The following is a 24,473-nucleotide window of genomic DNA, read 5'->3' on the forward strand; positions in this document are numbered from 1 at the left end:
ACTTCACCAAGGGAGGCAAGGACGCGATCGCGTCCTTTTTTTGTACCTGTCAGTATGAAGAGCCAAAAAAACCGGCCACGCAGCGCGCGACCGGTTTATTAGAAGTATCCCGGACCATGATGTCCGGGAAAATCTGCTTAGCCCTGAGCGGCTTTGGCGACTTCGGCTGCGAAGTCTTCTTTTTCAACCACGATGCCTTCGCCAACTTCCAAACGGATAAAGCCGGTGATGGTAGCGCCTGCTTCTTTGGCTGCTGCTTCAACAGTCAGATCTGGGTTCACAACGAACTGCTGGTTTAGCAGTGTCGATTCCGCGACGAATTTCTTCATGCGCCCTTCGATCATCTTCTCGATCACCTGCTCCGGCTTGCCGGATTCACGGGCGATGTCCATCTGAACCTGCTTTTCCTTCTCGACAACAGCCGGGTCCATGTCGGCCTCGGACAGAGCTGCTGGGTTCACTGCAGCGATGTGCATCGCAACTTGCTTGCCGATGGCTTCGTCGCCACCCGACAGAGCAACGAGAACGCCGATTTTGCCCATGCCGTTGGTTGCCGCGTTGTGGACGTAGGACACAACGGTGTCGCCCGACAGTTTAGCCATACGGCGAACCGACATGTTCTCACCAATGGTGGCGATCTTGTCAGTCAGGGTATCAGCAACGTTCTTACCGCCCAGATCAGCAGCCAGCAGAGCTTCGACGTTGTCGACGCCTTCAGCAGCGTATGCGATCTTGCCGACCATTTCCTGGAACTCAGCGTTTTTCGCAACGAAGTCGGTTTCCGAGTTCACTTCGACAGCAACACCGTTGCCACCGTTGACGTGAACAGCAACCAGGCCTTCTGCTGCGGTACGGCCCGATTTCTTGGCCGCTTTAGCCAGGCCCTTCGTGCGCAGCCAGTCAACGGCTTCGTCCATATTGCCTTCGGTTTCGGTCAGCGCTTTTTTTGCGTCCATCATGCCTGCGCCGGTCTGGTCGCGCAGTTCTTTAACCATTGCTGCTGTGATTGCCATCTCTTGGCTCTCCTCAATTCAAACGGAATTGGGGCAGGTCATACCCTGCCCCATATGTCATTTACGTGACGGGCAGCTTACGCTTCGGCAGGTGTTTCTGCTTCGGCTGGGGCTTCTTCTGCAACGACTTCTTCAACCGGAGCTTCTTCGAACGCACCCAGGTCAACGCCTGCTGCACCCATCTGAGCGGTCATGCCGTCCAGCGCAGCACGTGCGGCCAGATCGCAATACAGCGAGATTGCGCGAGCTGCGTCGTCGTTGCCGGGGATGATGTAGTCAACGCCGTCGGGCGAGCAGTTGGTATCGACAACTGCCACAACCGGGATACCCAGCTTGTTGGCTTCGGCGATGGCCAGTGCTTCTTTTTTGACGTCAATGACGAACAGCAGGTCAGGAACGCCGCCCATCTCGCGGATACCGCCAAGCGAAGCCTGCAACTTGGACTGGTCACGCTCCATGCCCAGACGCTCTTTCTTGGTCAGGCCTTCGGCGCCCGATTCCATGGCTTCGTCGATTTGGTTCAGACGGTTGATCGACTGGGAAACGGTTTTCCAGTTGGTCAGGGTCCCGCCCAGCCAGCGGTGGTTCATGTAGTACTGAGCCGACTTTTCGGCGGCTTCAGCAATCGGACCAGCGGCCTGACGCTTAGTACCAACGAACAGAACGCGGCCACCTTTTGCGACGGTGTCACGAACAGCCTGCAGAGCTTGGTCCAGCATCGGAACGGTCTGGGTCAGGTCCATGATGTGGATGCCATTGCGCGAGCCGTAGATGAACGGGCCCATGCGGGGATTCCAACGCTGTGTCTGGTGACCGAAGTGAACGCCAGCTTCCAGCAGCTGACGCATGGTGAACTCGGGAAGAGCCATGCTTTACTTTCCTTTTCCGGTTTACGCCTCGGCGGGGGTGAAAGAAGCGGATGCTCCAACCGGCGGTCTTGATGAGGATGTCTCCCTCAAAAAGGCCAAACCCCGCCTGCGGGTTTGAATGGCGCGCGTATACGGCAGGTTTAGATGCAGCGCAAGGGCCAATCGCCCTTATTTTTCAAGTCGCGCCAAGCTGTGCGCATGACGCACAGCCTCTTCGCAATGTGCGGCCAGCGCCTTGCGGTTCTCAAAGTCGCTGACTTTGGCCGGGGCGTGATAGATCAACTCTACAGTCCCCTGCCTGCGGGAACCCAGAGTTTTTAGCAGATGTGGACCGAAGTCCATGTCTCCCCACCAGCCATAGAACCGGTCGGGTTGACCCTTAGGCGCGTGAAAGATCACCGAGACTGGTTGCACATACATGAAGTCCCTTAGTTCTTCTGCGAAGAACGCGGCAAAGAGCGTTGTTTTAAATGGCAAAACCCGCTGGCCATCTGTCGATGTCCCTTCGGGGAAAAACAGCAATTTGTGGCCAGCTTTCAAGCGGGTCTCAAACACTTTGGTTTGCTCTTTGGCTTTCTTGCGGTCCCGCTCGATGAATACTGTGCCGGTTGCGCGGGCCAGCCAGCCGATGCCAGGCCATTTCGCAACTTCAGCTTTTGATACGAAATAGACCCGTTTCCGCGCGTTTAACGCAAATATGTCCAGCCAAGATGTATGGTTCGCAACCACGGCTCCCCGCTGCTGCATCAATTCGCCAGAGGTTCGAAAGCCCATCCCGAGGATACGAAATGCATTTCGGCACACAAACTGCGAAATGAACGGTGTTATAGGGCGTCTTACACCAAACAAGGGTCGTTCTAAAAGCCGAAGGGCTAGTAGGATGATCAGGCCTCCGAACACCAACACGGCCAGAGGCAGCCCGCGTAATAGGACCAGAACCCAACCGACCAGACCCAGGTTTACAGGATCTGGTGCGTCTTCACTGTGCCAGGACGCGTCGCTCACGTATTCACGCTCCGCCATAGATACGCTTCTGCCGCTCGTTCATGCGGGCGGTATCAAGGACTAGACATACATCAGTGGTGTTGAAGGCATGGTCGATGAAGGCACCCTCGCCCACGAACCCCCCGAGGCGCAGATAGGCCTTGATTAGAGCCGGAACCTGCACCATCGCCGCGCGACGATCCAGGGCCTCCGGTGCGACAAGATCCATGGATTCAAACACTTCAGGCTGCGCCCTCACCCTCAGATCGGGCGGTGCCAGATGGTTATGATGCAACATCGACAAAGGTTGCGCCAATTCCTGAACATCTGTGCCGTGAAAGCTGGCGACGCCAAACAGAACTTCGATCCCGCGCTCGGTGACATAAGCAGCAAGACCGTTCCACAGATGGTACATCGCCGTGCCGCCGCGATATTCGGGATGAAGGCAGGACCGGCCCAATTCCAACAGCCTGCGGCCGCTTTGTTTCAGGACAGTCAGATCGTACTCATCCTCGGAATAAAACTGCCCCAATTCCGCTGCACGTTCGCCCGGCAACAGCCTGTAAACACCCACAGTTTCACCCGTCCGGTCGTCAATTGCCAGCATGTGGTCAAAATACGGATCGAACTTATCCTGCTCTAGCCCAGCCTCGTGATCGACCATCTCACCACCGCTGCCCAGTTCGCGAACGAACACGTCATAGCGCAGACGCTGGGCTGCACGCAGTTCGTCGTCTGTCTCGGCGAGTTTGATGGTAAAAGAAGGGCCTGCATCCGGCATTGTTGGTTCCGTTCTTGTTTGCGTGCTGATACCGCAGTTTTCAGTGGGATGGCAACAAGAGCGGATATGCGGGGCTGTTAACCTTTCCTAAACCAGTTTCACGGATCAAAGACCGGCATCAGGGCGATGCGTGTTCCGTCAATCACCACTTTCCCCTGCTCGCGGAAGTTCACGGTGATCTTGCCCCCGATGTTGGACTGCACCTGTCCAACGCCCCAATCGGGGAAATCGGGGTGGCGGACATACATGCCCGGTGCAAAAATAGCATTGAGGTCTGTCATCAGGGGCTCCGGTCCGGTGGCAGATACAGCAGGAGGTACGCATGAGCGACACCACAGTCAACCTGGCCGAGCTGATCGGTTCCCGGATCTGACACGATCTGATTAGTCCAATTGGTGCGATCACCAATGGTCTTGAGCTGCTGGACATGGTTGGCGCGGTCCAAGGCCCCGAGATGGAACTGATCTCAGGCAGTGTCGGAAGTGCGGGCGCGCGCATTCGCTTCTTTCGCGTGGCTTTCGGCTCGGCTAGTGATCAGCCTCTGGGGCGTACCGAAGTCTCGGAATTGCTGAAAGACGTGGAGCGCGCGGGTCGCGTGCGAGTCAATTGGCATCTGACCGGGGCGGTGCCGCGCAATCAGGTCAAACTGGCGTTTCTGGCCCTGATGTGTTGTGAAAGTGCGATGCCTTTTGGGGGCGAGGTCACGATTGACCAATTCGGAGAAAGCTGGACCATCACAGGTTCGGCCGACAAGCTGAACGTGGACATTGATCTGTGGAACAACCTGCCAAGGGGGCGCTTTGCCAACAAGGTAACGCCAGCACAGGTGCAATTCGCCCTGCTACCAGAGGCTGCGTCTTCGATGGGGCGGCGGGTTGCGGCAGAGACCACCTCAACCCGCGTGGTGATCCGGTTTTAGGACCGGGTCGTCCCGTTTCCGCGTACAAGATACTTGAAGCTGGTCAGCTGCGCCGCACCCACCGGGCCACGGGCGTGCATCTTGCCGGTCGCAATGCCGATCTCGGCGCCCATACCGAACTCGCCACCGTCTGCGAATTGAGTTGAGGCGTTGTGCATCAGGATCGCGCTGTCCAGCCGTTCAAAGAAACGAGCGGCGGCGTCTGTGTTTTCGGTCAGGATGCAGTCGGTATGGTTCGAGCCGTACTGACGGATATGAGCAATTGCGTCGTCTATATCGGCCACGGGCTTGGCAGCAATAATACTGTCCAAGTATTCCTTGCCCCAGTCCTCAACCGTTGCGGCGATAGTGTTTGCGTTCGCCAAAGCCCCTTCGGCGTGAACCTCAACACCGGCGGCTTGCAGCGTGGCGATCACGTCCCGCCCCAGCGTTTCCGCAATGTCCTGATGGATAAGCAGACACTCAGCCGCGCCGCAGATACCTGTGCGACGTGTCTTGGCGTTTAGCACCACATCCAGCGTTTTCTGAGGGTCGGCATCCTTGTCGATATAAATATGCACGATGCCTTCGAGGTGTGCGAAAACGGGCACGCGGGCCTCACGCTGCACCAATCCGACTAGACCTTTGCCACCACGGGGCACGATAACGTCGACATAGTCCGTCAACGTCAGCAACTCCTGAACGGCGGCGCGGTCCCGTGTGGGAACCAGTTGGATCGCGTCTTCGGGAAGGTTCGCGGCCTTCAGCCCCTCGACCAGACAGGCGTGGATGGCGCTGGAGGAATGAAAACTCTCAGACCCGCCGCGCAGGATTACCGCGTTGCCGGATTTCAGGCAAAGCGCACCAGCATCTGCAGTCACGTTGGGGCGGCTTTCATAAATCACGCCGATCACGCCCAAAGGTGTGCGCACTCGCTGGATGTTCAGACCCGACGCCATATCCCATTCCGCCAGCACTTCCCCCACCGGATCGGCCTGATCTGCCACAGCACGCAGACCGTCAACCATGCCCTGAACGCGCGCTTCGTCCAACATCAGGCGGTCCACCATGGCCGGGCTCAGCCCCTTTTCGCGGCCGAACTCTAGGTCCTTCTTGTTGGCTTCGATAATGTCAGCCCGGTTCGCCCAAACTGCATCCGCCGCCGCGATCAGCGCGGCGTGTTTGCGCTCGGCATTGGCAAAAGCCAGATCGGCCGAGGCTGCTTTGGCGCGCTTTCCAAGATCGGCCATCAGTGTGGGAATGCTGTCGAAATCCTTCATCTCATGTGCCTTTCGGTCGGTCTTAGTGTTTGTAGCATTGCGCGGTTACAGCGCCAAATCGTCCCGGTGGATTAAAACGGCCCGTCCCGGATAGCCCAAAGTCTCTTCAATCTCCGAGGATTTACGGCCTTTGATCGCATCCGCCTCTTGCGCGGTATAGCGGCTTAGCCCCTGCGCCAGACGACGGGCTGATGGGTCCAGTATCGCCACGGGATCGCCGCGACCGAAATCTCCGGTCACTTCGACGATACCCGCTGGCAACAGACTTTTACCATTGCCGAGCGCTTGTGCCGCGCCCGCGTCTACCACGATTTCGCCGCGCGGTTTCATGGCCGAAATCCAACGCTTCCGGGCTGCATGTGGGTCCAGTGTTGCCGTAAACCATGTGCAGTTTGCGCCATTCTCAAGCGTTTTCAGTGGGTTCAGTGGTGAACCTTCGGTGATCGCCATGTCGCAGCCAGCCGCTGTCGCCATCTTAGCGGCCAACAGCTTGGTCTTCATGCCGCCCTTGGACAGGCCTGATCCCGCGTCCCCTGCCATCGCCTCGATCTCAGGAGTAATTTCGCTGATCACGTCGTAGCGCGTTGCGGACGAGTCTTCGTTCGGGTTGCCGGTGTAGAAACCATCAACGTCCGACAACAAGATCAGTTGGTCGGCGCCAACGGTCACAGCGATCTGCGCTGCCAAACGGTCATTGTCGCCATAACGGATCTCATCGGTCGCAACTGTATCATTTTCGTTGACAATTGGAACGACACCGAGGCTCAGCAATGTTTCTAGCGTCGCGCGCGAGTTCAGATAGCGACGACGGTCCGCGCTGTCTTCCAGTGTGACCAGAACCTGAGCGGTGGTTATCCTGTGTGGGGTCAACGCCTCTTCATAAGCGCGGGCCAGTCGAATTTGCCCCACGGCAGCTGCGGCTTGAGATTTTTCAAGCGCCAATGCCTCCATCGGTAAACCCAAGACGCCGCGACCCAGGGCGATTGACCCGGACGAGACCAGAATGACATCCGTCCCCTGCCCCTTCAGCCACGCCACGTCCTGTGCCAGTGAATGCAGCCAATCCGACCGCAACAATCCAGTTTCTCGGTCCACCAGCAAAGCGGACCCGATCTTGACCACAAGTCGCTTGGCAGAGGTCAGGGTTGCCACGTCTTCGCCTCCTCGGCGGGTTTTTGGCGCAGGCGGTTTTCGTCGATCTGAGCGCGCAGAGCGCGCAACACCTCGGTCACGCCCAGATGCGCCACGCCGGACATAGTCATGACGGGACCGCCGACAGCTTCTTCCAACTCGGCCTTGGCCAGATCGCGTTCCTCATCATCCAGCGCATCGACCTTGTTCAGCACTGTGATGCGGGGCTTTTCGGCCAGCTCACCGCCGTATGCCTCAAGTTCGTGGATGATCGTTCGGTAATCGTCAGCTACGGTCTCAGAAGTGCCATCAACCAGATGCAGCAGCACCGCGCAGCGTTCCACATGTCCGAGAAACCGGTCACCGATCCCGCGGCCTTCGTGCGCGCCTTCGATAAGGCCGGGAATGTCGGCCACGACGAACTCCACATTATCGACGCCAACAACGCCCAGATTGGGGTGCAGTGTGGTAAAGGGATAATCTGCGATCTTCGGGCGTGCGTTCGATGTAGCGGCCAGAAAGGTCGACTTTCCCGCATTGGGCATCCCCAGCAGGCCGACATCGGCGATCAGCTTCAGCCGCAGCCATATGGTGCGGTCGATCCCCGCCTGCCCCGGATTGGCCCGGCGCGGCGCCTGGTTGGTGGCTGATTTGAAATGCAGGTTGCCAAAACCACCGTTGCCGCCCTTGGCCAGCAAGACCCGCTGGCCGACCTCTGTCAGGTCACAAATGACGGTCTCTTCGTCTTCGTCTAAAACCTCAGTGCCAACCGGAACACGCAGAACGATGTCATCGCCATCCTTGCCAGTGCGTTGCTGACCACGGCCGGGCTGGCCGTTTTTGGCAAAGAAATGCTGCTGATAGCGGAAGTCGATAAGGGTGTTCAGGCTGTCCACAACCTCAACCCAGACGGACCCGCCTTTACCGCCGTCGCCACCATCGGGTCCGCCGTATTCGATGTATTTTTCGCGCCGAAAGCTGACGCAGCCGCCACCTCCGGCCCCGGACCGGATGTAGACCTTTGCAAGATCGAGAAATTTCATGGTCTGTCCCCTACTGCAAAGGCCCCATCGGCCACAAGTCAGAGTTTTTTACTGTACGTCCAGGTGGGCACGTTTGCATCGCGCGCCACCGAATAGCTTTCGGCATCACCAAGGTATTGGAACCCGCAATGGGTCAGCACGCGGGCCGAGGCCGGATTATCCTGGAACACGCTGGCAAACATAGTTGCGTTCTCAAGCGGGTTCGCGGTGACAAGTGTTTCCACCGCCAGCGAGGCGATGCCAGTATTCCAATAGACAGGCGCAACCCAATAGCCAACCTCGGTCTGGTTGCGGTCCAGACGGGTCAACGAGATCAGGCCGATCAACTCGGGTCCGCCATCCTTGGTGGCGTCCATTGCCCACACATCCTCGTCACGGTCTTCGGCCATTGACCGGGTCACGTAAGCCTCGATCGAGCCGGGCGGCAAAGGGTGTGGGATCGACGTGGTCATACGCGCCACGCGTTCATCGCCTGCATAATGTTCAATGAGACCCATATCCGACCGGCGCAGTGGGCGCAGATCGAACCGCTCGGTTTCTATGACCGGCTGGTTGATGATTGTCTCCAGTTTCATGAGTTCGTTCCTCCTCCGAACAACACGTAAATTAAGGACGCCAAAGAAAAACTAAATAACGTCCACGTCAGATATTTGCGGCCCATACGATCTTCAACCGCATGGGCGATCCGTCCCTGAATCAGGGAAGGAATTATGCTTGCTGCGCTTGTCATCGGTGCCATAGATCAAAACTGCGTTAAAACGAGAAAGGGGACCGGCATTTTCTGCCGGTCCCCCATGAATTTTCAAACCTTATGGGTTTCGGCTTACTCTGCGGCCTCCGCCACTGGCAGGACCGAAATAAAGGTGCGGTTTTTGAGTCCCTTGTGGAACTTCACGGCGCCATCAACAGTTGCAAAGATGGTGTGATCTTTGCCCATGCCTACGCCTTCGCCCGGCCAGAACTTGGTGCCGCGCTGACGTACGATGATGTTGCCTGCGATGGCTGCTTGGCCACCATACAGTTTCACGCCAAGGCGGCGACCAGCTGAGTCGCGACCGTTACGGGAGGAACCGCCAGCTTTTTTATGTGCCATTCTCTCTCTCCTTAGCCCTGAGCCAGCTCTTTGGCTTGCTCAACCCATTCGGGTTTCACTTTGATGGTGTCGATAGCAGCAATCTGCTCGTCCGACAAGGCAGCCAGAGCGGCGAAGCTCTCGATACCGGCCTCGTTCAGCTTCTTGGCGGCGGCAGGGCCGACACCGTTCAGCTTGGTCAGATCGTCAGCGGCAGCTGCAGCGGCGGGTGCCTCTGCTTTGGCTTCAGCTTTCTTAGCAGGCTTTGCAGCAGGTGCCGCTTCGCCAGCCGGAGCAGAACCGGTTGCAGCTTTGATGCCCGATTTATCAGCGCCCGACGCCAGGATGTCGGTGATTTTGACCAAGGTCAGTTTCTGACGGTGGCCAACAGTACGCTTCGAGCTGTGCTTACGACGACGCTTGACGAATTTGATGACCTTGTCACCTTTGACCTGTTCGATCACTTCGGCCTGTACGCCTGCGCCTTCAACGAAAGGTGCGCCAACAACCGGAGCGTCACCGCCCAGCATCAGAACATCGTTGAATTGAACTTTTTCACCTGCGTCGGCAGCCAGTTTTTCAACGCGGAGCACGTCGCCCGCCTGAACCTTGTACTGCTTGCCGCCAGTCTTGAGGACCGCAAACATGCGTCTTTCCTTTTCCAAACCGCGTTCTGTGGTCCCCGTCTGGGAGTTGCTGGCCTAGGCCACCTCGAACAGCGCGCCCTTTTCGGGCTGTGTGACGACCCCGGGACAAGCCCGATGGGTCAATAATAACGATACCCGGCGCGGAGATTCCGGCCGGGATGCGCGCTTATCCAAATATTGCACGTGAATGTCAACATGAAATGCCGACCTAAAGGTCCGACCCCTTCAAAACCTGGGCGACCGCCTGACCAAGCTGGAAATAGATCGTATCGAACATCAGGTCAAAGCTTTCAAACAACGCGTCATTGATCGCCCTTCCCGTTTCCGTTCGGGAAAACGCGATATTCTCGCGCATCTGAGCGTCGTTGAGCGGCTGGTAAGCCATCAAAAAGAAGGAATACAACCACGTTCGGGTATCTTCCGTAATGCTGTCTTTTTGCGAAAGCAGTTGAGCTAGCAACTCAGTATCATCGCCTCCGATGTCGAGATTCAGTCCGCGAAAAAAGTTGAAATCCGAGCTGATGGAATTTTGAACATTCTCTTCGATCAGGTTGTTGACCTTGATAAATTCATCGACCAACTGGAACAGCTGTGAGTCTCGGTCACTGTTTCTATAGACCTCTTCGGCCATTTCCTCGATTGCATCATCAGAAAGTGCGACGCGGGCTGAAATCTCAAGCGACACGATGGTCTGTCCCAGATCGCTTTCGAAAAACAGGATTGCGCGATCTAGTTGGCTGTCTGAGAGGTTTTCTTCAAACACCAGCTCGACCTGCTCGCGCATCGTATCCGCCGAGTAAATCCTATCGACCTCTGCTAGAAATATGGGGCCGCCGCTATTGTTCAGAAAAGTCTCTTGCAGCTCCTCCCCCATCGCCTTGCCTTCGTCGCGAAGGATGTCGATGATTTCATACATCTGGAGGGCCTGCATCAGGCGTTCGACCTTTTCCTCGGCCTGTACTGGCACCGCCAATAAGACCAATGCCGCAAAAGCCGCAAACAGTCGCATCAGATGTCCTGGGCCGGATGTAGATCGGCCATCCGCTCGGCAAGATCTTCGAATTTCATCGCCATGATTTCGTACTGTATCGCGTTCAGAAGTTCATAAACTTCCTGCATCAGTGGTTGTTCCAAGGCATCGGCGTATGCGATCACATCGTCGTCTGAGAAGTCCTGATAAGTGTACGCCGCCCCGGCCAGCGCGGACAGTTGCAGCGCCTGCCGCATGCCAGTTTCGTTCCGTTTCATCATCTGGCGCAGGTCGTCAGCATCCAGCTGTAGATCGATCACACCCGAAGCGCTCGCGGCCAGCAGAAACCGCAATTGAATTTCCTGCAAGGCCCGCAACGCCGTCCCACTGGAATCGATTGCTGCGTTCATCCGTTTCAGGTTCTCAACCCTCTGCGATCCTTCTTTGATCAGATCGGCGACGATCTCCTGCCCCTGCTGCTGCTTGGCATCTTCATCCTCGATCAGGTGCGAGGCGTTTTCGGCCTCGACCAATCGCTGCCCCAAGTCAGACGCATAGAAATCAACCGCGTGGTTCAACGCCTCATCGCTCAGCGTCTGCTCCAGAATAGACACGGCAATTTGGTGCATATCTTCGGTATCGAATACTTCGTCGGTCAGACGCCTCCAGTCTGAGCCAAAACCATCCGGATCGATTCCCAACATCTGCGGTGCCGAAGCTGAGGCCAGAGCGATACTCTCAAGCGCGACATCAAAACCAGTCGTTGTCAGAAATGCCTCGATCCGGTCCCGCCCCGCGGCCAAGGATGACGTGGTCATCATGGCCAGCGCAGTCAGCAAGACAGAAAAAGAAAGAGCGATGCAGCGGATGTGATATGTCATACTTTAAACCCTAGGCGATTTGTGCCGTCTGGCAATGGAAAAACCAGTCTTGGTAATTTTCTGGAAATTTCTGCTTGCACCCCTGCGCGTTCCTCACTAAATCCCCCCCTCACAGACCCCCGCGGAGAGGTGCCGGAGTGGTCGAACGGGGCGGTCTCGAAAACCGTTGTGGGTGCAAGCCCACCCAGGGTTCGAATCCCTGTCTCTCCGCCACTATATCCCTGATAAGTAAGAATAGTTATCGCCAACACGGCGACTCATCAGGTGCCCATGCCAGACCTTACAATCCCGAAACTTGACATACTATGTCACATTTCGAGCTCCGATTGCGCCGGCTATGTCATCGGTCCAATCCAATTTTCACGGCAAATGCGTCGTTCAGACAGCCATTGCTGATCGAAGATCGACAAAGGGAAACGGGCCCCACAGATCTGCGAGGCCCGTCTTTAGGTCATGAGCCAGCGAAGACTTACCGGAAGCCGTTGTCCCCATCGGAACTCGCGGCATCTTGCTCTTCCTGGGTCAGATACCGGAAGTAATAGCGCTCGGTCGTCCTCACCGACACATGGCCGATATAGCGGCTGACCCGGTAGATGCTCCAGCCTTCCTGCAGACGTTCGATCGCGAACTTGTGCCGGATATCATGCAGGCGTGAGCCAAATCCAGTTTCTTGCCCGTATTCCCAGAACAGGTTCGAGGCATCCTTGTAGTAGCCGTGATCGCTCCGGTTCCAAAATAAGTATGGAGACGAATTGGAGCTCGGAATGCGAAGGAGGATGTCGATCGCCGCTTGTCGCAATAATACGACGCGGATCTTACCCCCCTTGGTATTCCGATAGGTGACCTTAACGTTGCCTTCAGTCGGCCGCTCCAATCCCTTTATGTCGGACCACTTGAGCATCGCCGTTTCGGTGACCCGCCCCCCGGTTTCGTTTAGGAACTCCGGAAAGAACGCCAGTGTTCCCGGTGCTCTGGCCCCCAATTTCCTGATTGCTTCATCGGTTGGAATTTCAATGTCTGGCAAATTCTCTTTCATTCCCTGTCGTTCATAGGACACGACTGGGTTCTCATTAACCCAACCTTGGTTTTTCATCTCAGCCATCAGGTGCCGGAACGCGGTCAGATCGCGGTTGATCGTAGACACAGTGACACCTTTGTCTTTCCTTCGCTCGACGTACTCGGATACCACGGCCGTTGTAATATCCGTTGCAAAGAGATCGCGAATATCACGGTCCTCATCTTCACAAAGCTCATCGAGGATGTTGAGTATTTGGCGCAGGCTCGTCTTGTAGCGCTTGACGGTCTCGTCCGACCAGGCGGTATCTCCCTGCCCCATTCCGTCGTAGAACTTGACGTAACCGACCTGAAACAACCAATCGTCTTCTCCCTTATCGGCTTTCGCCCGCAGTTCCTTTATGCGGTCTTTCGCCTTCTTTTCCGCGACGCGCTTCGAAGTTGTTCGAAGCGACTCTCTGTGGCGGACTCCGTTGATCGTGACACGGAGATGCCAGTTTTTGCTGCCCGATTGCTTGTAGATGTTGCTCGACATTTTTTGTTTCCTTCATTGAGCCAGATGTGAATTGCGTGTTGGTCAAAAAGCCAGAGACCTTCACGTTTTGTGGCGCCAGGGATTTCCTGCTTGCTTGCGAGGTCAGTGATCTTCCTTTGGGAGAATCCGCTGAGGCGCGCGACGACTGCTGTCTTGATGGGAGGAGGCCGGTTGGCCAGCCCATCAATCAGCTCAAGGTTTTCGAATGAAGCAGGGCTTCGGACTGCTCGTTTAGCCATTGTTTTCATGTCCCATTATTGTTGTTTACGGCCCTGTCCTGTGCTGTCAGTGGAAACTGAGAGGTTGAAGCGGCAGAGCTTGCGGCCAAGATGACCAATCTGGCGGAGCCGCTTCGATCTCCTGGTGAACGCCCAATTGCATTTCAGGCATCCCTGCCCCGAAATTTCTTGTGTTTTCTGATGAACGAGTTTTCATTTTCTCCTCGCAACTTCGTTTGCGTGTAAGGAGCAGTTAGGCGCGGCAACTCAAAGCTGGGAGATTGGTTTGAATCCCTATTTTAAGACCGAAACTGAATCGACTGGTTCGATTCCACCTCACAAAGATGGATTCGCGGTGTTCGGGATCGTCAGTAATTTTCTGATTCAGCAGCTTGTGTACTGCACTGGAGGCTGGTCGCCTTTTGGGATTGGTTCAGCTCACCCGGCGTGATGGGATCAGCCGAAACAAAGTTGGACCGAGCGTTCAGGTTGAAAAAAACAGACCGGAAAAACGTAGTTGTTCACCTCTTGCGTGCATACAAATCCTCGAGGAGGTGATACGGTGCGGTGTCCCGAAGCCGTCGCACGAGTTCAGGATCACTCAAGCGATCCCGTCCGTAGGTTTTCAGAAGATGACGCACGAAAAGAAGAAGCGCGATTGTCGCTCCGGCACTGGCAACAATAAGAGCGATTTCCCAAATCGTCATCTTAGTTCCTCCACACTTGATAGGTGTCGAACATGAAAAATCGGATTTACAGTTTAGGCACGTGGTGGTTTTGCGCACCTGTTCATGCTGACCAACAATTTCCACCGGAAAGACCTTAAACCGACTTCTTTTGGTGGCATTGCGCGTACTCTTCAAGAGATTGCGCGTTCTCTTCGAGCCAGTCTCTCATACGATCTTCTTTCGTCGCAATAAGTTCTGAAACATGCCTATCCAGGGTGTCAGCATCTGCATCGGTCAGCTTATCACGCTGTTCGAGCAAAAGGTCGATGACTATCTTGCGGGGGAGTTGCCACAGTAACTTTTCCAATGCCCGAACTTCTTCCTTCAAATGTTTCTGTTCTGAATTGGTCACTTTGCCGTTCATTTGATCGCGCTCCACTTTCTATCTTGGTTTGCGAGCGGCGCAGTTGCGCGACGCCGCTCCGCATCTTGTCAGGACGACGCACCAATCAGCAATTGCGCCTTCACTCGCGCTCTCAGGCGATTTCGGAGAAACTGAAACTGGCTCCATGCCAGAATTTGGAGACGTAGCCGCTCCAGTTCGCTGTCGATCAGTACATCTTCTTCAGTGTCCATCTCGAGAACCTTGTTTCCGTACCCCGCGCACCGAGCGTTTGCAGCGGAGACGAGATCTTTGCCGATCATTGCGATACACGCATCGTCCCGCTCATCGAGAACGTCGCCGCGTTCCAGCCGCTCGAGCATATGCGAAAAGCTGCGCCGCATCAGCCCGCGCGGAATTGGCCCATGCCGCGCGCAGTCGTCTGCAAAAGCGGCCGCTTGCGAGATTACGCAAGCACCCAGCTCCTCGAGCGTTTGTTCCCGGCGAATGTATGTGTAGCTCATCACGATCTCCTCACGCCGCCGCTTCAGTCTCAGCCACTACAGGCGTGAGCGTTGGTTCATCAATTCTGGCGATCAAAGCTTTCAGCTGGTCAGTCAGCCCGCAGATGACCATCACCGCCGGATCTTCCGGTGAAATCTCGGCGAAATGCCCGCTCTCGTCGCGGTCCAAATCACCGACGTGTTCGAGTGCGAGAAGGTCGTGCAGCCACCCCAAACCGCGGCGATGCCAGATTGTGTAGGCATTGGCAGTTGCGACCGACGCGCGCAGTCGCTGTAGTCGCATCAGGGCTGCGGATCCACCGAGCAGCAACACTGCATGTTGAAGATCGAGATCAGCAGATTCGAGGAATTCGCCGACCTGGGTCAGGATTTGGTTTTTATTCATGGGAAATTTCCCTGTGTTTACGCCGCCCCCATCGGACGACAAGCGCGCAGGCGGGGGCGCTCTCCTTTCACCCTGCACGTAGTTTCTGTTGATCTGAGCTCTGAGCTTTCTCTCATCTTGCTGCTCACAAAGACGTAGCAATATGAGAGGAAGTCAGGGATGGGATACTTCTCACCCTATTGGACACGCGACCGATCGAAGTGAGGAGTAGCCAGCAGCTATTGAGTCGATCTTGCCTCCTATGCCGCACTTGTTATCAATCTGGGGCGCGGTGAATTGTATCGCGATTACGTTAGTATTGTTTGGGTCTTGCATTCTCGATCCAGCTGTAGAAGCGCGTTTTCAACAAAGGCGCCGAAGGCTTTTTTGTTCGGTCTCGATTCAGCAATTTCCGCGAGGATGTCTTGCGCTTCCAATCGCCGGTAGCGATCTGCGTTCAGCTCATAGAAATGTCGGCTTGTCTCGTGGGCGTGACCGCAGAGCGCTTGCGCGACGCGTAGATCCAGATCGGGGTCCTCCACCACGGCATCATATGTGAGACTACGAGCGATATGTGGCCCGTGGCCAGTCAGTCGCCGCATGTTTTCCCATAGCCAATTGTCACCGAAAGGTTTCCAACCGCGAGCAGGATTGCCAAATAGTGCCGTTCCGATCCGCGCTTCATAGACGCTCCAGAGATGCATTTCGCCGACTCCCATTAGTAGCGTCGCATCCAGATAAGGGATCAGACAATCTGCAAGTCGACCGTTGATGAATGTTCCGGTCTTGGACGTCTCGATCTCCACGCGCCAACCTTCACTATCTCTATGGAATTCCTTACCGATCCGCCCGGTCCGCAGGTCGAGAGAGCGCAATGGCAGTTTCGCCAACAAAGCCATAGCGCCAGCAAGCGCGTAGTCACGACGACGGGTACGGATATGATCCTGGTGAGGAGCCTGTCGAAGTCGCGCATGGGCAATTTCTGCGAGGTCAACCAGATTCAATGGGTTTTGCGCCAACGCCACCTCCTTCCGACGTAGATCAGACGAAGATTCCAGTTTCAATGCATTGTGCGTTTTCATAAGCGCCTCGCGAATTTCGCTGGGATAGTTGGCGTGTTTTGCAAAGCCTGCGAGTGCGTCGCAGTAATTTGCTTTGCTTCGCGTTTTGATGTCGCTGTCGAAGACGTCTTCGGCGAAGGCTTTCGCCGTCTCCATCGAAAGCTCCACTGGCATTTGCCTGCTATTGGTGATCCGAACCAAGCGTCGAAGAGCGCAGGACAACAATTCGATCCGGGCACTGGACAACCCGTTGGGCTTATCGGACCGCGCGGCGATCCGAGCCATTTCCGTATAGAAAGGTTCCGGAAGGTCATGAAACGAGGGCTTCTTATGCGAAGGCGATTTTGGGCGGGTAACCGTTCTACGTATGCGTTGACATTGTTGTAGGAAGATTGTGTCCGGGTTCTCTGGATCAATTTCCGACATCAATTCAGCCAGAAGCCCGAGGTTACGCGCGTCTGCCTTGAAGCTTTGCATTGTGGCATCATCAAGTCGAGGCATCGACTGACGCCAGCGCATCCAGCGATCGGCAAGACGGATCAGCGAAGGCTCGCAGACCTCCTGCAACTCCGATTGGACTGCGAGAAATCGCGACCAATGCGGTGCACGAAAGACGAGTTCGAGTGGGCGGCGGTCAAATGCGCCGCTCTCGATCGCCCACTCCATGCCCTCTTCGGTTTCAAACGCGTATTTCCGAAGCAGCCCTGCCTGACTACTCAGGCTGTTTTCTTGCCACCCGTCCGCCCTCAGGCGATCAAAAAAAGCCACTCCAGTCTCCCGCGATAGCTTTTCCGCATAACCATGATGTCGCGCGGTCTCGATGAGACCGCGAAAGGCTGAGGAAAGAGCATGCCTACTCGGGTGAAGACTTTTTGCATAATAGGCCCGTCCGGTATCGACATCGGCGAGATACCGACGCATAGGCGGCGGCAATTCCTGTTCCGTGATCAGATACTTCATCTGTTTTTCCCTTTTGCGAGTGCTTTGTTGACGGCATCCAATCCATCCTGGCCACGTTCAATGGCTGCAGTTTGGTCAAAGAATGCGTAAGTCTTCGAAACCGTGGCTGGAGAGTTGTTGAGAAGTGCGGATATGACGTTCAGATCGGCGCCGGGCTGATTGATCAGGATCGAGGCGATGGCGTGACGCACCTGATGCAACTTCATGTATGCATCGGCCGATGCGGTGGCGTAACGCCAGGCATCAGCCGCGTTGCTGTAGCGGGCTCCCCCAAGCAGCAGACGTGGATCCGGGTTGTGAAGCCGCTTCATGAAGAGTGGACGCGCTTTGTTTAGCCACCATTCCAGGATGCAACGAGGATCAACCTTGCCGCGTTTCTTGATCAACGCTGTCAGAGCTTTCTTGTTTTTCATCATTTCCTTTGGAATGGCGAAGCTGACGGTTCGCGAACCAATCGGGAAGGAAACATTAGCCTTCTCGCCAGTGACTGACAGATTGACGAGTGTATCGACCCTAAGTGGCATAAAGGTCAAAACAGCGGCCATGGCAGCGGCAAGCGACAGCCTTACAGCACGAGCCTGATCGCCCATCGACAGATCACGGTAATTCTGGATAAGCGGCATAGCCTGGCTATGAAATTCACCTGCGAGAGACAGAAACTTTTCGACACGCCGAGGTGACGTGACAAGGCGCCGGCAGAACGCCTGGTTTGCCTCCGTCATGGTGTCCCAATTTTTGAAATAATCGGTCTCAAAGAACTCTTTTTGAACTTTTGAGAGTTCAGGGTGAAACTCACGGGCGAAACGAAATGCTGTGCCCATATTCTTTTTGAGCGTTCTGGCACCGAGCGGTTTCCAGTAGTATTCGCCGCCTACTTCCGCATCGAAGGCCGCAAACAGGTTATCCGCCGTGGTCAACTTCGCAATGGATTGGCCACCGCTCAAATCCAATCGACCGAGTTCACAAAGGCAGGTGAAGTACCAGTTCAGATCTTCCCCAGCAGATTTGACAGTCTGCGGAGAAAGCGGGGCGCGACGGCGGCCTGCCAGGAGCCCATCATAAGGTCGACCGAGGCGCATCGTCGCCTGGTATTGTCTAATAGCCAAGATGACTTCGGCCGGTAAATCTGGTGTCACGCGGTGACGTGTGGCCTTGGGAATCTCACCGATAACAGATGGCAAAAGCGAGGGTCCGACAGTCTCCGGGAACCCATGCAGGCGATCCAGCAGACGCGCAGCTTTACGAATTGCGTTCTTGCGGCCCTGATCGTGACAGTCTTTCATCCAGAGGTGCAACATATCAATATTCAGCTGCGCCGGCTGTACGCCCTTGCTTCTTGCCAGGCTTGTCAGAACGGTCAGTGCAATAAGTTCTGGTGTTTGGATGTTGTTGCCTTTTCTACGCGGTTGGATCAGAGCGGTCGCAGCTTTCTGGAGCTGTGACCAGTCGTCCTCCAGCCCGCGCAAACGCTTTTCCTCGGCGCGCAATCCTGACGCGTGCGCCATCAGGCTCTTTACGTTGCCGTGCCACGTTTCAAACTGTTTGAAAGTGTCGAATCCTTCGGGCGCATCCTTGTTGGCGATGTGACTTGACCATCGTTTGACGAAGGCATCGACATCGATCGGGATCATCGCCAGCGGACAATTATACGCTGGCAATTTCCTACATTTGTTTGCGGATCCCCGGATCTTTTTCGCGTTTGCATGCGAATATGGGTAATCTCCGGCGTCGAGTTTTTCGACGGCTTGCTCGAGGGTCATCTGCATTAGTGCCTCCATCATTGGTGTTGTTTTTGGCGTTAGTGACGCGGTTGTTCTTGGAAATTCGGGTGATCTTCTGAGATGCGTTTTGAGGTTCTTTTTTCGAATTTCGGCACTCTGGAAACGAAATGAGGAAAAGGGCTCCAAAACGTATTGAGGTGAGGTTTTGTGGGCGTATTCCTCATATTTTCCAAATCGGGCAAAGGTGCGAATTGCGGTGTTTTCGGCCTCACACAGCATCAAAAAGCCCCTCAATCTGGTGCTTCCGGAACCGGATCGAGCCACCAATCCGGAGGCTTGGAATGATGTTATCGCGGGCGTAATTGCGGATGGTTGCCGGAACGCAGCCGAGTTCCGCAGCAAGGTCTTTGCCTGTCAGCAGTGGTTCAAGCAGCGCCAGATGTAGATCCTGATCCAGCATCTCTGCATGAGGCACGCCTTCGGCCCGCCAGACATCCGTGATGGCATAGCGCGGGCGCTTCCATGGCCCGGGCGCGGGACGAATACTCAATTCGCGCAGTACCCGGCGCACCGTGTCCGAATGCAGTTGCCAACGTTTCGATACCTGGGTCTGGGACAAGCTTGGCAAACCGGCCAGCGCGGCGGAGTGGGTTCTGAGTGTGGATAGTCGCTTCATAAAGATCAGATGGGTCCACAACGCCGATCTGGGAAAAAATTGCCGAAACCTTTTCTCCAATCGCCGTGGAAGACCGGTGCCTAACAATTAGGAACTATGGGGATCTTTATTAACTCGTCGCGGATGGAGACTTTGTGAAAACTGTTTTCGGACCACTTTGTTCCTGCGTGGCGAACACGGATGCGGACATCGGTGACGCCCGGACGTTCACCGTTTTGACAGATCACGGCAGCGTATTCATGAGACTTGAGAGCGCTCCACTTTCTCAGGAGCCGCTTCAGTTTAGGCTTGAATCCTCGCATGTCAGGTATGGGAGCGTCGCGAAAACCTTCCCAACCACGATTGTGAAGAACCGCTTTAAAAAGCGAGAATTCCGGCCAATCCATTTTTTCGTGCAGTATCAACAAGGTGATGAAACCGGGCTCTAAATCGGTGTTCATGCGGGCGATGTCTTTGGTGTGCATGAGTGCATAGGGTCTTCGCGTGGACATCATTGCGGCGGCATAAATAGAAAACTGCCAGACAAGGACTGTTGGTTTGCCCGCCTGAACTTCCAACACGTCGAAGAGATCCGTCTTCATTTGCAGATCGTGGATCGCATTGTCGAGGAAACGAGCACTTTTGGACTTTGGCGCAAAACCCAATTTCCGAAATGTATTCACCGTGTGGTAGTGCCGTCAAAGGTACTTGTCTGCGTATTCATACCTGATCGGCTCCTCGTAGAGCACGACCTTCGGCCATTCATCCTCTTCAAGATGCTGCAGATATATTAGCGCGATCAGCAGCTTTTTTGCACTGGGTCCCAGCGGCGATAGTTTGATGTATTCAGCCATCGGACGAGAAATGATGAAGCGGCCATTGTCTTCGGGCATGTCGTTCTCCGTATTTCGTATGTCGAACAAGTCGTACCGACACGCCCGCTCCAAAGACGGTTTGATAGGTGTGTGAAAACACCGGATCGACGGTGCGCGAGACCCGGAGCGTGATCTTGGTCACCCGGAGGATCGCTTAATCATCCCGGATCGATGCGACGCAGGGTTCTATAAGCTGACGACAATAAACATATTTTCTGACCACGAAGTCTTGGAAGTGCCTGAAATCAGGAAATCAACAAATGGCCTGCGGCCCATTTGGGTTTGGATTTTTTCAGGACTGACAACCGTCGAGCAAAAATGTTCAAAAAATTACTTCTCGCTTCCAGTTCTGATCCCACTTCCTGTTTACGAGACAAACCGCAATCAAAGAGAAACCCATGACTTTAAAAGAGTACCTGTCGAAATCTATGGTTAATACCATTGCCAACGGAGCATTGCTCCTGGACCAAGATGGCCGGACCATTCGGTTCACGCTATCAATGAACGAGTGTTCCGTTTTGGGATTGCTTTGTTTCCGCGGCGATTGGAGCGATAACTTTGGTCGCCCTGGTCTGATGCCCTTGATTGAAAAAGTGAGGTTCGATGGAGTTGTAAACTTCTCGGTCGAACACTCCAACTTGCCGCAGGAGTTCATGCAAACCATTTATGACGTTCTGCGAGAACGTTTGGCACCCGAGAAACTCTATGTGTTTGAAGAGGCAGAAGGCTGGATGTTAACAGCATTCAATTCGAAGCCATTGGGCGGATTTGATGGAGTATTCGCTTAGCCCCAGCGATTGTTAACCTCCGTCTTTTCAAAATTGGAAATAGAGCAAATGCAACTTGCCGATCACATATCTGGCAAGTTGTTTTTTTGCCAAGTCCTGAAGGCGTTTTCGGTAGTTCGCTTCTCGACAAGTTTCATCTGCGGCTTCAGCGGAGGCGGTGGAAAAGACTGAACTGGAAGGACTGTCTTTTGCCAGAGGGAGTTTGATGCAGTTGATGGCGGTGCGCCACGATCTCGAAGCGTTCGCCCAGTATCTCGGCGAGGTCGCTTGGACTATATCGGACGACCGGCAGGCCGCTGCACTTCTCCGGCCCATCTGCCGCAAAGGTGGCAATGATCACATGGCCGCCAACACTCACCGCTCTTGGTAGACTTTTCAGATAGGCCACCCGCTCCGCTGGATCGACAAGGAAATGGAACACCGCCCTATCGTGCCACAGATCGTAATGGCGATCAGGCACCCAAGAAGTGATGTCTGCCGAAATCCATTTCACTGCTTCACCGGCCTGTCCAAGCCGGTTCCGGGCTGTATCCAAGGCGGCCTGCGATATATCGAGGACTGTGATATCGTGGAGCCCCATAGCGAGTAGAGAGCTCGCAAGACGGGATGTTCCTCCGCCAATGTCGATGACTGATGAATTCGCAGTTGCGCCAGACATCTCGATCAGTTCGAGTGAGAGACGTGGATCATCCTGATGCCAACTCAACTGGGCCTCGGACTTCTCGCCATAGACGACGTCCCAGTGTTCCTTTCTTTCGACCGTCATATCTCCACGCTCCAGCAACTTAACGTGGCGAAAGCACTCTTCGAAAGACTGCTCTGCCGGGTTTGCCTATCTGCCCTCCTTATAGTCCGCGGAAAGCAGTATTGGCTTAAATCAGAAAAAGAAGGCGACTAACACATTTTAGCGGCTTGGCTTTCTTTTTTTGCTGATGACTTACCGAACTATTCTCAACCAACTGTACATCTCGAGGTACGATTCAATCGCCGCCATTCGCGGCAACCGTAAAGAGATTCAAACGCACGGCGGTTCCGTTTGCAGTATACGTTAACGTTGCCGATCAAGCTGCCTCGTAATGGTTGAACACTTCCGTGGTGCCATCCTTGCGGATCAGGAAGACCGAGGAGGCATTCGCCGCGAGCGCTAAAACGGGGGCCGGTCGAACTTACAGTCTACGGACAAAGCCGGCATTTGAGTGCGCTGGTGGTGCACCGTTCACGCCAAAATTCCGGAGATCGAGGGAAGTCAACCGATGATCAGAAGTCGTACTTCATATAGACCAAATATGGTTCGAACTCGGGGGGGTTCGCGTTTTCAGGATAGCGCGGAATGTATTGAAAGCCGTGTTTCTCGTACATTGAGAGCATCGAGCGATTGCCTCTTGCTGTATCCACGTAAATTGTTCGACACCCCATGGCCTTGGCTTCTGCTATGCGCATCTCGAACAAACGTCTCCCAAGTCCCTGTCCCTGTACTTCGAGCCTTACAAACATGCGTTTCATCTCGACGGCGTCTTGCCTGATCCGGCGCATAGCACCGCAGCCCAGCAGATGCCCATCTTGGTCACGAGCCAACGCCAGACGCCCATCTGGTGGCAACATCTCCTCAAGATTGTCGATAGAACTGCGCACCAAATCTTCGGGTGCCAGGACTGGTCCACCGGCAGCTTCAAACGCTTTAAGGACGACGCTTTAATAGTCGAACAACAACACCTCGAATGCCGCCACGTCAGACACTTAGGAGACAAAAGAAACATCCGAGATCATAGTAGATAGCCCCAACCGCTGCCCAAAAAACTGTCGCACCTTGATTTCGAAAAGGCAACTTTGGCCATGCCAAGCGGGATCAGAGCCAATGCCCGCTAAGGGGCTCATTCCGGACCTCTGTGCCGTTGCAGCACAGGCCCCTGCCCGGCCGCCAGCTGATCACGCAGACGGCCCAAACCAGCCGTTCACCGCTCGGAGTGTCGCGAGGGTGAAATTCTTCAAAGCAGACTTTCAAACTTCGTTGCGGTACTCACCCGCTACATTTGGAATTGCCATCTCCATGAGTTCAAATGCCGTGTTTTTCAAAAACGGCTTGGCGGATGACGCGGGCTCCGAAAAACACCAGCAAAACGAGCCCGCAAGCCAACATGGCGGCTTCCGCCCGAAACGACGCCGTCTCGGTTGTGGGAGAGGACATCAGGACGATCCCGGCCGATATCAAAGCTGGCGAAACGGACTTCCTCGATGGCAAATACCGCAGGCCAATTAACAAGAACACAACTGCGACAAGCTTGAAATGCAAAGTCGTCAGAGGAAGCGCCACAAGTGCAGATGCCATTCCCGCGCCAAGCACCATCGCCAACCCCTTCCGCCTCGCCTGCGCGACATGACTGCCAGGGGGATCCAGCGCCCGCGCTGTGAACAGCAATGCGACCCAATGTGAGTGTGCATTTTCGAACTGACTGGCGATCAATTGTGCGAAAACCAATCCAATGGCCAGTGCAATTCCATGCGTGATAGCGTACCCGCGTTCAATTTCCGATGGCTCAATACGCCCCTCTACGCCAAGCAACACTGCCATGATGGTTCCAACGGCAGCTGATGCAGAAAACACGAGCAGCAACGGAAGTACTTCAGTTCCAAATGTCACAGGGCTGTACAGAGTGATCCATGACATGATTGCAAATACGGTGACCCTTGTGCCGAAACGTGCCAATTCCGTCCCTGCAAGTATCGCGAAAGCCGGTGCCAACACGTAGAAGCTTAGCCAAGCCGGGATTGAGACAGTGACCGCACTCGCGAGACCAACGCTCACAACCGCGCAGATTGTTTTTACTCGTCCACCAAAGACAGTTCCGAAGAAACCAAGGATCAGTCCAGATACGGCTCCGGGGATGTAAAAAGGACCGGTGGCTGCCGTCGTCGCAATCGCTACCAGACAAAGCGCAGCGAACAGCATAAAGATAAGGCGCCAGGGTAAAAGGAAAATCGGGCGATCTTTGGTCTCTGGATTTTCTTTCATGGCGGATCATGCTCAAATGCTTAAGTAATTCAAGAGCAAGGTTTTGGTGTCAACTTTGTACTCTTCATGGATGTGAGGTTGTTTGAATTCCGGGTGTTTTGGAAGATGTCCCGACACGCCCGATGGCAT

Annotated in this window: 28 protein-coding genes and 1 tRNA gene; 3 read left to right on the forward strand and 26 right to left on the reverse strand. The window is 55.0% G+C overall.

What is annotated here, in order from left to right; all coding sequences use genetic code 11:
* Window positions 1–137: 137 nt before the first annotated feature.
* The 5 genes from tsf to ACR0LN_RS05665 form a co-directional block, all read right to left on the reverse strand.
* On the reverse strand, window positions 138–1,013 hold the full coding sequence (gene tsf, locus ACR0LN_RS05645; RefSeq protein ID WP_480428299.1) for a translation elongation factor Ts: 876 nt from the start codon (window positions 1,011–1,013) through the stop codon (window positions 138–140).
* Between the two features lie 77 nt (window positions 1,014–1,090).
* The gene (gene rpsB, locus ACR0LN_RS05650; protein WP_480428300.1) at window positions 1,091–1,882 is read right to left on the reverse strand and encodes a 30S ribosomal protein S2; all 792 of its coding nucleotides are present in this window, start codon (window positions 1,880–1,882) and stop codon (window positions 1,091–1,093) included.
* 168 nt (window positions 1,883–2,050) lie between these two features.
* A complete protein-coding gene (gene olsA, locus ACR0LN_RS05655) occupies window positions 2,051–2,905 on the reverse strand; it encodes a lyso-ornithine lipid O-acyltransferase (protein WP_480428302.1) in 855 nt (284 codons plus the stop codon).
* Window positions 2,892–3,647 (reverse strand): L-ornithine N(alpha)-acyltransferase, encoded by a 756-nt coding sequence (gene olsB / locus ACR0LN_RS05660; protein WP_480428303.1) that lies wholly within the window; start codon window positions 3,645–3,647, stop codon window positions 2,892–2,894. Before olsB ends, olsA begins: the two co-directional genes overlap by 14 nt.
* 98 nt (window positions 3,648–3,745) lie before the next feature.
* Entirely contained in the window at window positions 3,746–3,928 is a 183-nt protein-coding gene (locus tag ACR0LN_RS05665) for a DUF3553 domain-containing protein (protein WP_480428304.1), read from the reverse strand.
* Between the two features lie 98 nt (window positions 3,929–4,026).
* On the opposite strand from ACR0LN_RS05665, the gene ACR0LN_RS05670 reads away from it, so the two are divergent.
* Window positions 4,027–4,566 carry a histidine phosphotransferase family protein gene (locus ACR0LN_RS05670; RefSeq protein ID WP_480428371.1) on the forward strand — a complete coding sequence of 180 codons (540 nt, stop codon included), beginning with the start codon at window positions 4,027–4,029 and terminating at the stop codon, window positions 4,564–4,566.
* Here ACR0LN_RS05670 and ACR0LN_RS05675 read toward each other — a convergent pair.
* The 8 genes from ACR0LN_RS05675 to ACR0LN_RS05710 form a co-directional block, all read right to left on the reverse strand.
* A complete protein-coding gene (locus ACR0LN_RS05675; protein ID WP_480428305.1) occupies window positions 4,563–5,825 on the reverse strand; it encodes a glutamate-5-semialdehyde dehydrogenase in 1,263 nt (420 codons plus the stop codon). The genes ACR0LN_RS05670 and ACR0LN_RS05675 overlap by 4 nt on opposite strands.
* A gap of 45 nt (window positions 5,826–5,870) precedes the next feature.
* Entirely contained in the window at window positions 5,871–6,977 is a 1,107-nt protein-coding gene (gene proB, locus ACR0LN_RS05680; RefSeq protein ID WP_480428306.1) for a glutamate 5-kinase, read from the reverse strand.
* On the reverse strand, window positions 6,965–7,999 hold the full coding sequence (gene obgE / locus ACR0LN_RS05685; protein WP_480428307.1) for a GTPase ObgE: 1,035 nt from the start codon (window positions 7,997–7,999) through the stop codon (window positions 6,965–6,967). The genes proB and obgE overlap by 13 nt, the downstream gene beginning before the upstream one ends.
* Before the next feature lie 38 nt (window positions 8,000–8,037).
* Window positions 8,038–8,574 carry a GNAT family N-acetyltransferase gene (locus ACR0LN_RS05690; RefSeq protein ID WP_480428308.1) on the reverse strand — a complete coding sequence of 179 codons (537 nt, stop codon included), beginning with the start codon at window positions 8,572–8,574 and terminating at the stop codon, window positions 8,038–8,040.
* Between the two features lie 248 nt (window positions 8,575–8,822).
* On the reverse strand, window positions 8,823–9,092 hold the full coding sequence (gene rpmA / locus ACR0LN_RS05695) for a 50S ribosomal protein L27 (protein WP_010440093.1): 270 nt from the start codon (window positions 9,090–9,092) through the stop codon (window positions 8,823–8,825).
* An 11-nt stretch (window positions 9,093–9,103) separates the two neighbouring features.
* On the reverse strand, window positions 9,104–9,718 hold the full coding sequence (locus tag ACR0LN_RS05700; RefSeq protein ID WP_480428309.1) for a 50S ribosomal protein L21: 615 nt from the start codon (window positions 9,716–9,718) through the stop codon (window positions 9,104–9,106).
* 208 nt (window positions 9,719–9,926) lie between these two features.
* Window positions 9,927–10,727 carry a DUF2059 domain-containing protein gene (locus tag ACR0LN_RS05705; protein WP_480428310.1) on the reverse strand — a complete coding sequence of 267 codons (801 nt, stop codon included), beginning with the start codon at window positions 10,725–10,727 and terminating at the stop codon, window positions 9,927–9,929.
* A complete protein-coding gene (locus tag ACR0LN_RS05710; protein ID WP_480428311.1) occupies window positions 10,727–11,569 on the reverse strand; it encodes a DUF2059 domain-containing protein in 843 nt (280 codons plus the stop codon). Before ACR0LN_RS05710 ends, ACR0LN_RS05705 begins: the two co-directional genes overlap by 1 nt.
* A 123-nt stretch (window positions 11,570–11,692) precedes the next feature.
* Between ACR0LN_RS05710 and ACR0LN_RS05715 the strand changes: the two genes are divergently transcribed.
* Window positions 11,693–11,782: transfer RNA gene (locus ACR0LN_RS05715), tRNA-Ser, on the forward strand.
* A 256-nt stretch (window positions 11,783–12,038) separates the two neighbouring features.
* Here the strand turns inward: ACR0LN_RS05715 and ACR0LN_RS05720 are convergent.
* From ACR0LN_RS05720 to ACR0LN_RS05765, 10 genes are all read right to left on the reverse strand, one after another.
* Window positions 12,039–13,118 carry a tyrosine-type recombinase/integrase gene (locus ACR0LN_RS05720; RefSeq protein ID WP_480428312.1) on the reverse strand — a complete coding sequence of 360 codons (1,080 nt, stop codon included), beginning with the start codon at window positions 13,116–13,118 and terminating at the stop codon, window positions 12,039–12,041.
* 739 nt (window positions 13,119–13,857) lie between these two features.
* Complete coding sequence (locus ACR0LN_RS05725) at window positions 13,858–14,043, reverse strand: hypothetical protein (RefSeq protein ID WP_480428313.1); 186 nt, start codon at window positions 14,041–14,043, stop codon at window positions 13,858–13,860.
* A 115-nt stretch (window positions 14,044–14,158) separates the two neighbouring features.
* A complete protein-coding gene (locus tag ACR0LN_RS05730) occupies window positions 14,159–14,428 on the reverse strand; it encodes a hypothetical protein (protein WP_480428314.1) in 270 nt (89 codons plus the stop codon).
* 68 nt (window positions 14,429–14,496) lie between these two features.
* Window positions 14,497–14,910 (reverse strand): hypothetical protein, encoded by a 414-nt coding sequence (locus tag ACR0LN_RS05735; protein ID WP_480428315.1) that lies wholly within the window; start codon window positions 14,908–14,910, stop codon window positions 14,497–14,499.
* Between the two features lie 10 nt (window positions 14,911–14,920).
* Entirely contained in the window at window positions 14,921–15,295 is a 375-nt protein-coding gene (locus ACR0LN_RS05740) for a hypothetical protein (RefSeq protein ID WP_480428317.1), read from the reverse strand.
* 287 nt (window positions 15,296–15,582) lie between these two features.
* Window positions 15,583–17,103, reverse strand: coding sequence for a hypothetical protein (locus ACR0LN_RS05745; RefSeq protein ID WP_480428318.1), 1,521 nt, complete (start codon window positions 17,101–17,103; stop codon window positions 15,583–15,585).
* A gap of 188 nt (window positions 17,104–17,291) precedes the next feature.
* Window positions 17,292–19,295, reverse strand: a complete 2,004-nt coding sequence (locus tag ACR0LN_RS05750; RefSeq protein ID WP_480428320.1) for a hypothetical protein — start codon at window positions 19,293–19,295, stop codon at window positions 17,292–17,294.
* Complete coding sequence (locus ACR0LN_RS05755; protein WP_480428321.1) at window positions 19,285–19,692, reverse strand: helix-turn-helix domain-containing protein; 408 nt, start codon at window positions 19,690–19,692, stop codon at window positions 19,285–19,287. Before ACR0LN_RS05755 ends, ACR0LN_RS05750 begins: the two co-directional genes overlap by 11 nt.
* An 80-nt stretch (window positions 19,693–19,772) precedes the next feature.
* Window positions 19,773–20,273 carry a hypothetical protein gene (locus ACR0LN_RS05760; RefSeq protein WP_480428322.1) on the reverse strand — a complete coding sequence of 167 codons (501 nt, stop codon included), beginning with the start codon at window positions 20,271–20,273 and terminating at the stop codon, window positions 19,773–19,775.
* Between the two features lie 96 nt (window positions 20,274–20,369).
* Window positions 20,370–20,564, reverse strand: coding sequence for a hypothetical protein (locus ACR0LN_RS05765; RefSeq protein WP_480428323.1), 195 nt, complete (start codon window positions 20,562–20,564; stop codon window positions 20,370–20,372).
* Window positions 20,565–20,944: 380 nt separating this feature from the next.
* On the opposite strand from ACR0LN_RS05765, the gene ACR0LN_RS05770 reads away from it, so the two are divergent.
* Window positions 20,945–21,334, forward strand: a complete 390-nt coding sequence (locus ACR0LN_RS05770) for a hypothetical protein (RefSeq protein WP_480428325.1) — start codon at window positions 20,945–20,947, stop codon at window positions 21,332–21,334.
* Window positions 21,335–21,479: 145 nt separating this feature from the next.
* Here the strand turns inward: ACR0LN_RS05770 and ACR0LN_RS05775 are convergent, their stop codons facing one another.
* The 3 genes from ACR0LN_RS05775 to ACR0LN_RS05785 form a co-directional block, all read right to left on the reverse strand.
* A complete protein-coding gene (locus ACR0LN_RS05775; protein ID WP_480428326.1) occupies window positions 21,480–22,100 on the reverse strand; it encodes a class I SAM-dependent methyltransferase in 621 nt (206 codons plus the stop codon).
* A gap of 491 nt (window positions 22,101–22,591) precedes the next feature.
* Window positions 22,592–22,966 carry a GNAT family N-acetyltransferase gene (locus tag ACR0LN_RS05780; protein ID WP_480428327.1) on the reverse strand — a complete coding sequence of 125 codons (375 nt, stop codon included), beginning with the start codon at window positions 22,964–22,966 and terminating at the stop codon, window positions 22,592–22,594.
* A gap of 421 nt (window positions 22,967–23,387) precedes the next feature.
* The gene (locus ACR0LN_RS05785) at window positions 23,388–24,344 is read right to left on the reverse strand and encodes a hypothetical protein (protein WP_480428329.1); all 957 of its coding nucleotides are present in this window, start codon (window positions 24,342–24,344) and stop codon (window positions 23,388–23,390) included.
* Window positions 24,345–24,473: the final 129 nt, after the last annotated feature.

Source organism: Ruegeria sp. AA6, from assembly GCF_056542865.1.

Excerpts from the sequence above, each read along its gene's own strand:
- tsf (WP_480428299.1), bottom strand. The coding sequence starts at position 1,013 with ATGGCAATCACAGCAGCAATGGTTAAAGAACTGCGCGACCAGACCGGC.
- rpsB (WP_480428300.1), bottom strand. The coding sequence starts at position 1,882 with ATGGCTCTTCCCGAGTTCACCATGCGTCAGCTGCTGGAAGCTGGCGTT.
- olsA (WP_480428302.1), bottom strand. The coding sequence starts at position 2,905 with ATGGCGGAGCGTGAATACGTGAGCGACGCGTCCTGGCACAGTGAAGAC.
- olsB (WP_480428303.1), bottom strand. The coding sequence starts at position 3,647 with ATGCCGGATGCAGGCCCTTCTTTTACCATCAAACTCGCCGAGACAGAC.
- ACR0LN_RS05665 (WP_480428304.1), bottom strand. The coding sequence starts at position 3,928 with ATGACAGACCTCAATGCTATTTTTGCACCGGGCATGTATGTCCGCCAC.
- ACR0LN_RS05675 (WP_480428305.1), bottom strand. The coding sequence starts at position 5,825 with ATGAAGGATTTCGACAGCATTCCCACACTGATGGCCGATCTTGGAAAG.
- obgE (WP_480428307.1), bottom strand. The coding sequence starts at position 7,999 with ATGAAATTTCTCGATCTTGCAAAGGTCTACATCCGGTCCGGGGCCGGA.
- ACR0LN_RS05690 (WP_480428308.1), bottom strand. The coding sequence starts at position 8,574 with ATGAAACTGGAGACAATCATCAACCAGCCGGTCATAGAAACCGAGCGG.
- rpmA (WP_010440093.1), bottom strand. The coding sequence starts at position 9,092 with ATGGCACATAAAAAAGCTGGCGGTTCCTCCCGTAACGGTCGCGACTCA.
- ACR0LN_RS05700 (WP_480428309.1), bottom strand. The coding sequence starts at position 9,718 with ATGTTTGCGGTCCTCAAGACTGGCGGCAAGCAGTACAAGGTTCAGGCG.
- ACR0LN_RS05705 (WP_480428310.1), bottom strand. The coding sequence starts at position 10,727 with ATGCGACTGTTTGCGGCTTTTGCGGCATTGGTCTTATTGGCGGTGCCA.
- ACR0LN_RS05710 (WP_480428311.1), bottom strand. The coding sequence starts at position 11,569 with ATGACATATCACATCCGCTGCATCGCTCTTTCTTTTTCTGTCTTGCTG.
- ACR0LN_RS05720 (WP_480428312.1), bottom strand. The coding sequence starts at position 13,118 with ATGTCGAGCAACATCTACAAGCAATCGGGCAGCAAAAACTGGCATCTC.
- ACR0LN_RS05725 (WP_480428313.1), bottom strand. The coding sequence starts at position 14,043 with ATGACGATTTGGGAAATCGCTCTTATTGTTGCCAGTGCCGGAGCGACA.
- ACR0LN_RS05730 (WP_480428314.1), bottom strand. The coding sequence starts at position 14,428 with ATGAACGGCAAAGTGACCAATTCAGAACAGAAACATTTGAAGGAAGAA.
- ACR0LN_RS05735 (WP_480428315.1), bottom strand. The coding sequence starts at position 14,910 with ATGAGCTACACATACATTCGCCGGGAACAAACGCTCGAGGAGCTGGGT.
- ACR0LN_RS05740 (WP_480428317.1), bottom strand. The coding sequence starts at position 15,295 with ATGAATAAAAACCAAATCCTGACCCAGGTCGGCGAATTCCTCGAATCT.
- ACR0LN_RS05750 (WP_480428320.1), bottom strand. The coding sequence starts at position 19,295 with ATGCTGTGTGAGGCCGAAAACACCGCAATTCGCACCTTTGCCCGATTT.
- ACR0LN_RS05755 (WP_480428321.1), bottom strand. The coding sequence starts at position 19,692 with ATGAAGCGACTATCCACACTCAGAACCCACTCCGCCGCGCTGGCCGGT.
- ACR0LN_RS05760 (WP_480428322.1), bottom strand. The coding sequence starts at position 20,273 with ATGAAGACGGATCTCTTCGACGTGTTGGAAGTTCAGGCGGGCAAACCA.
- ACR0LN_RS05765 (WP_480428323.1), bottom strand. The coding sequence starts at position 20,564 with ATGCCCGAAGACAATGGCCGCTTCATCATTTCTCGTCCGATGGCTGAA.
- ACR0LN_RS05770 (WP_480428325.1), top strand. The coding sequence starts at position 20,945 with ATGACTTTAAAAGAGTACCTGTCGAAATCTATGGTTAATACCATTGCC.
- ACR0LN_RS05775 (WP_480428326.1), bottom strand. The coding sequence starts at position 22,100 with ATGACGGTCGAAAGAAAGGAACACTGGGACGTCGTCTATGGCGAGAAG.
- ACR0LN_RS05785 (WP_480428329.1), bottom strand. The coding sequence starts at position 24,344 with ATGAAAGAAAATCCAGAGACCAAAGATCGCCCGATTTTCCTTTTACCC.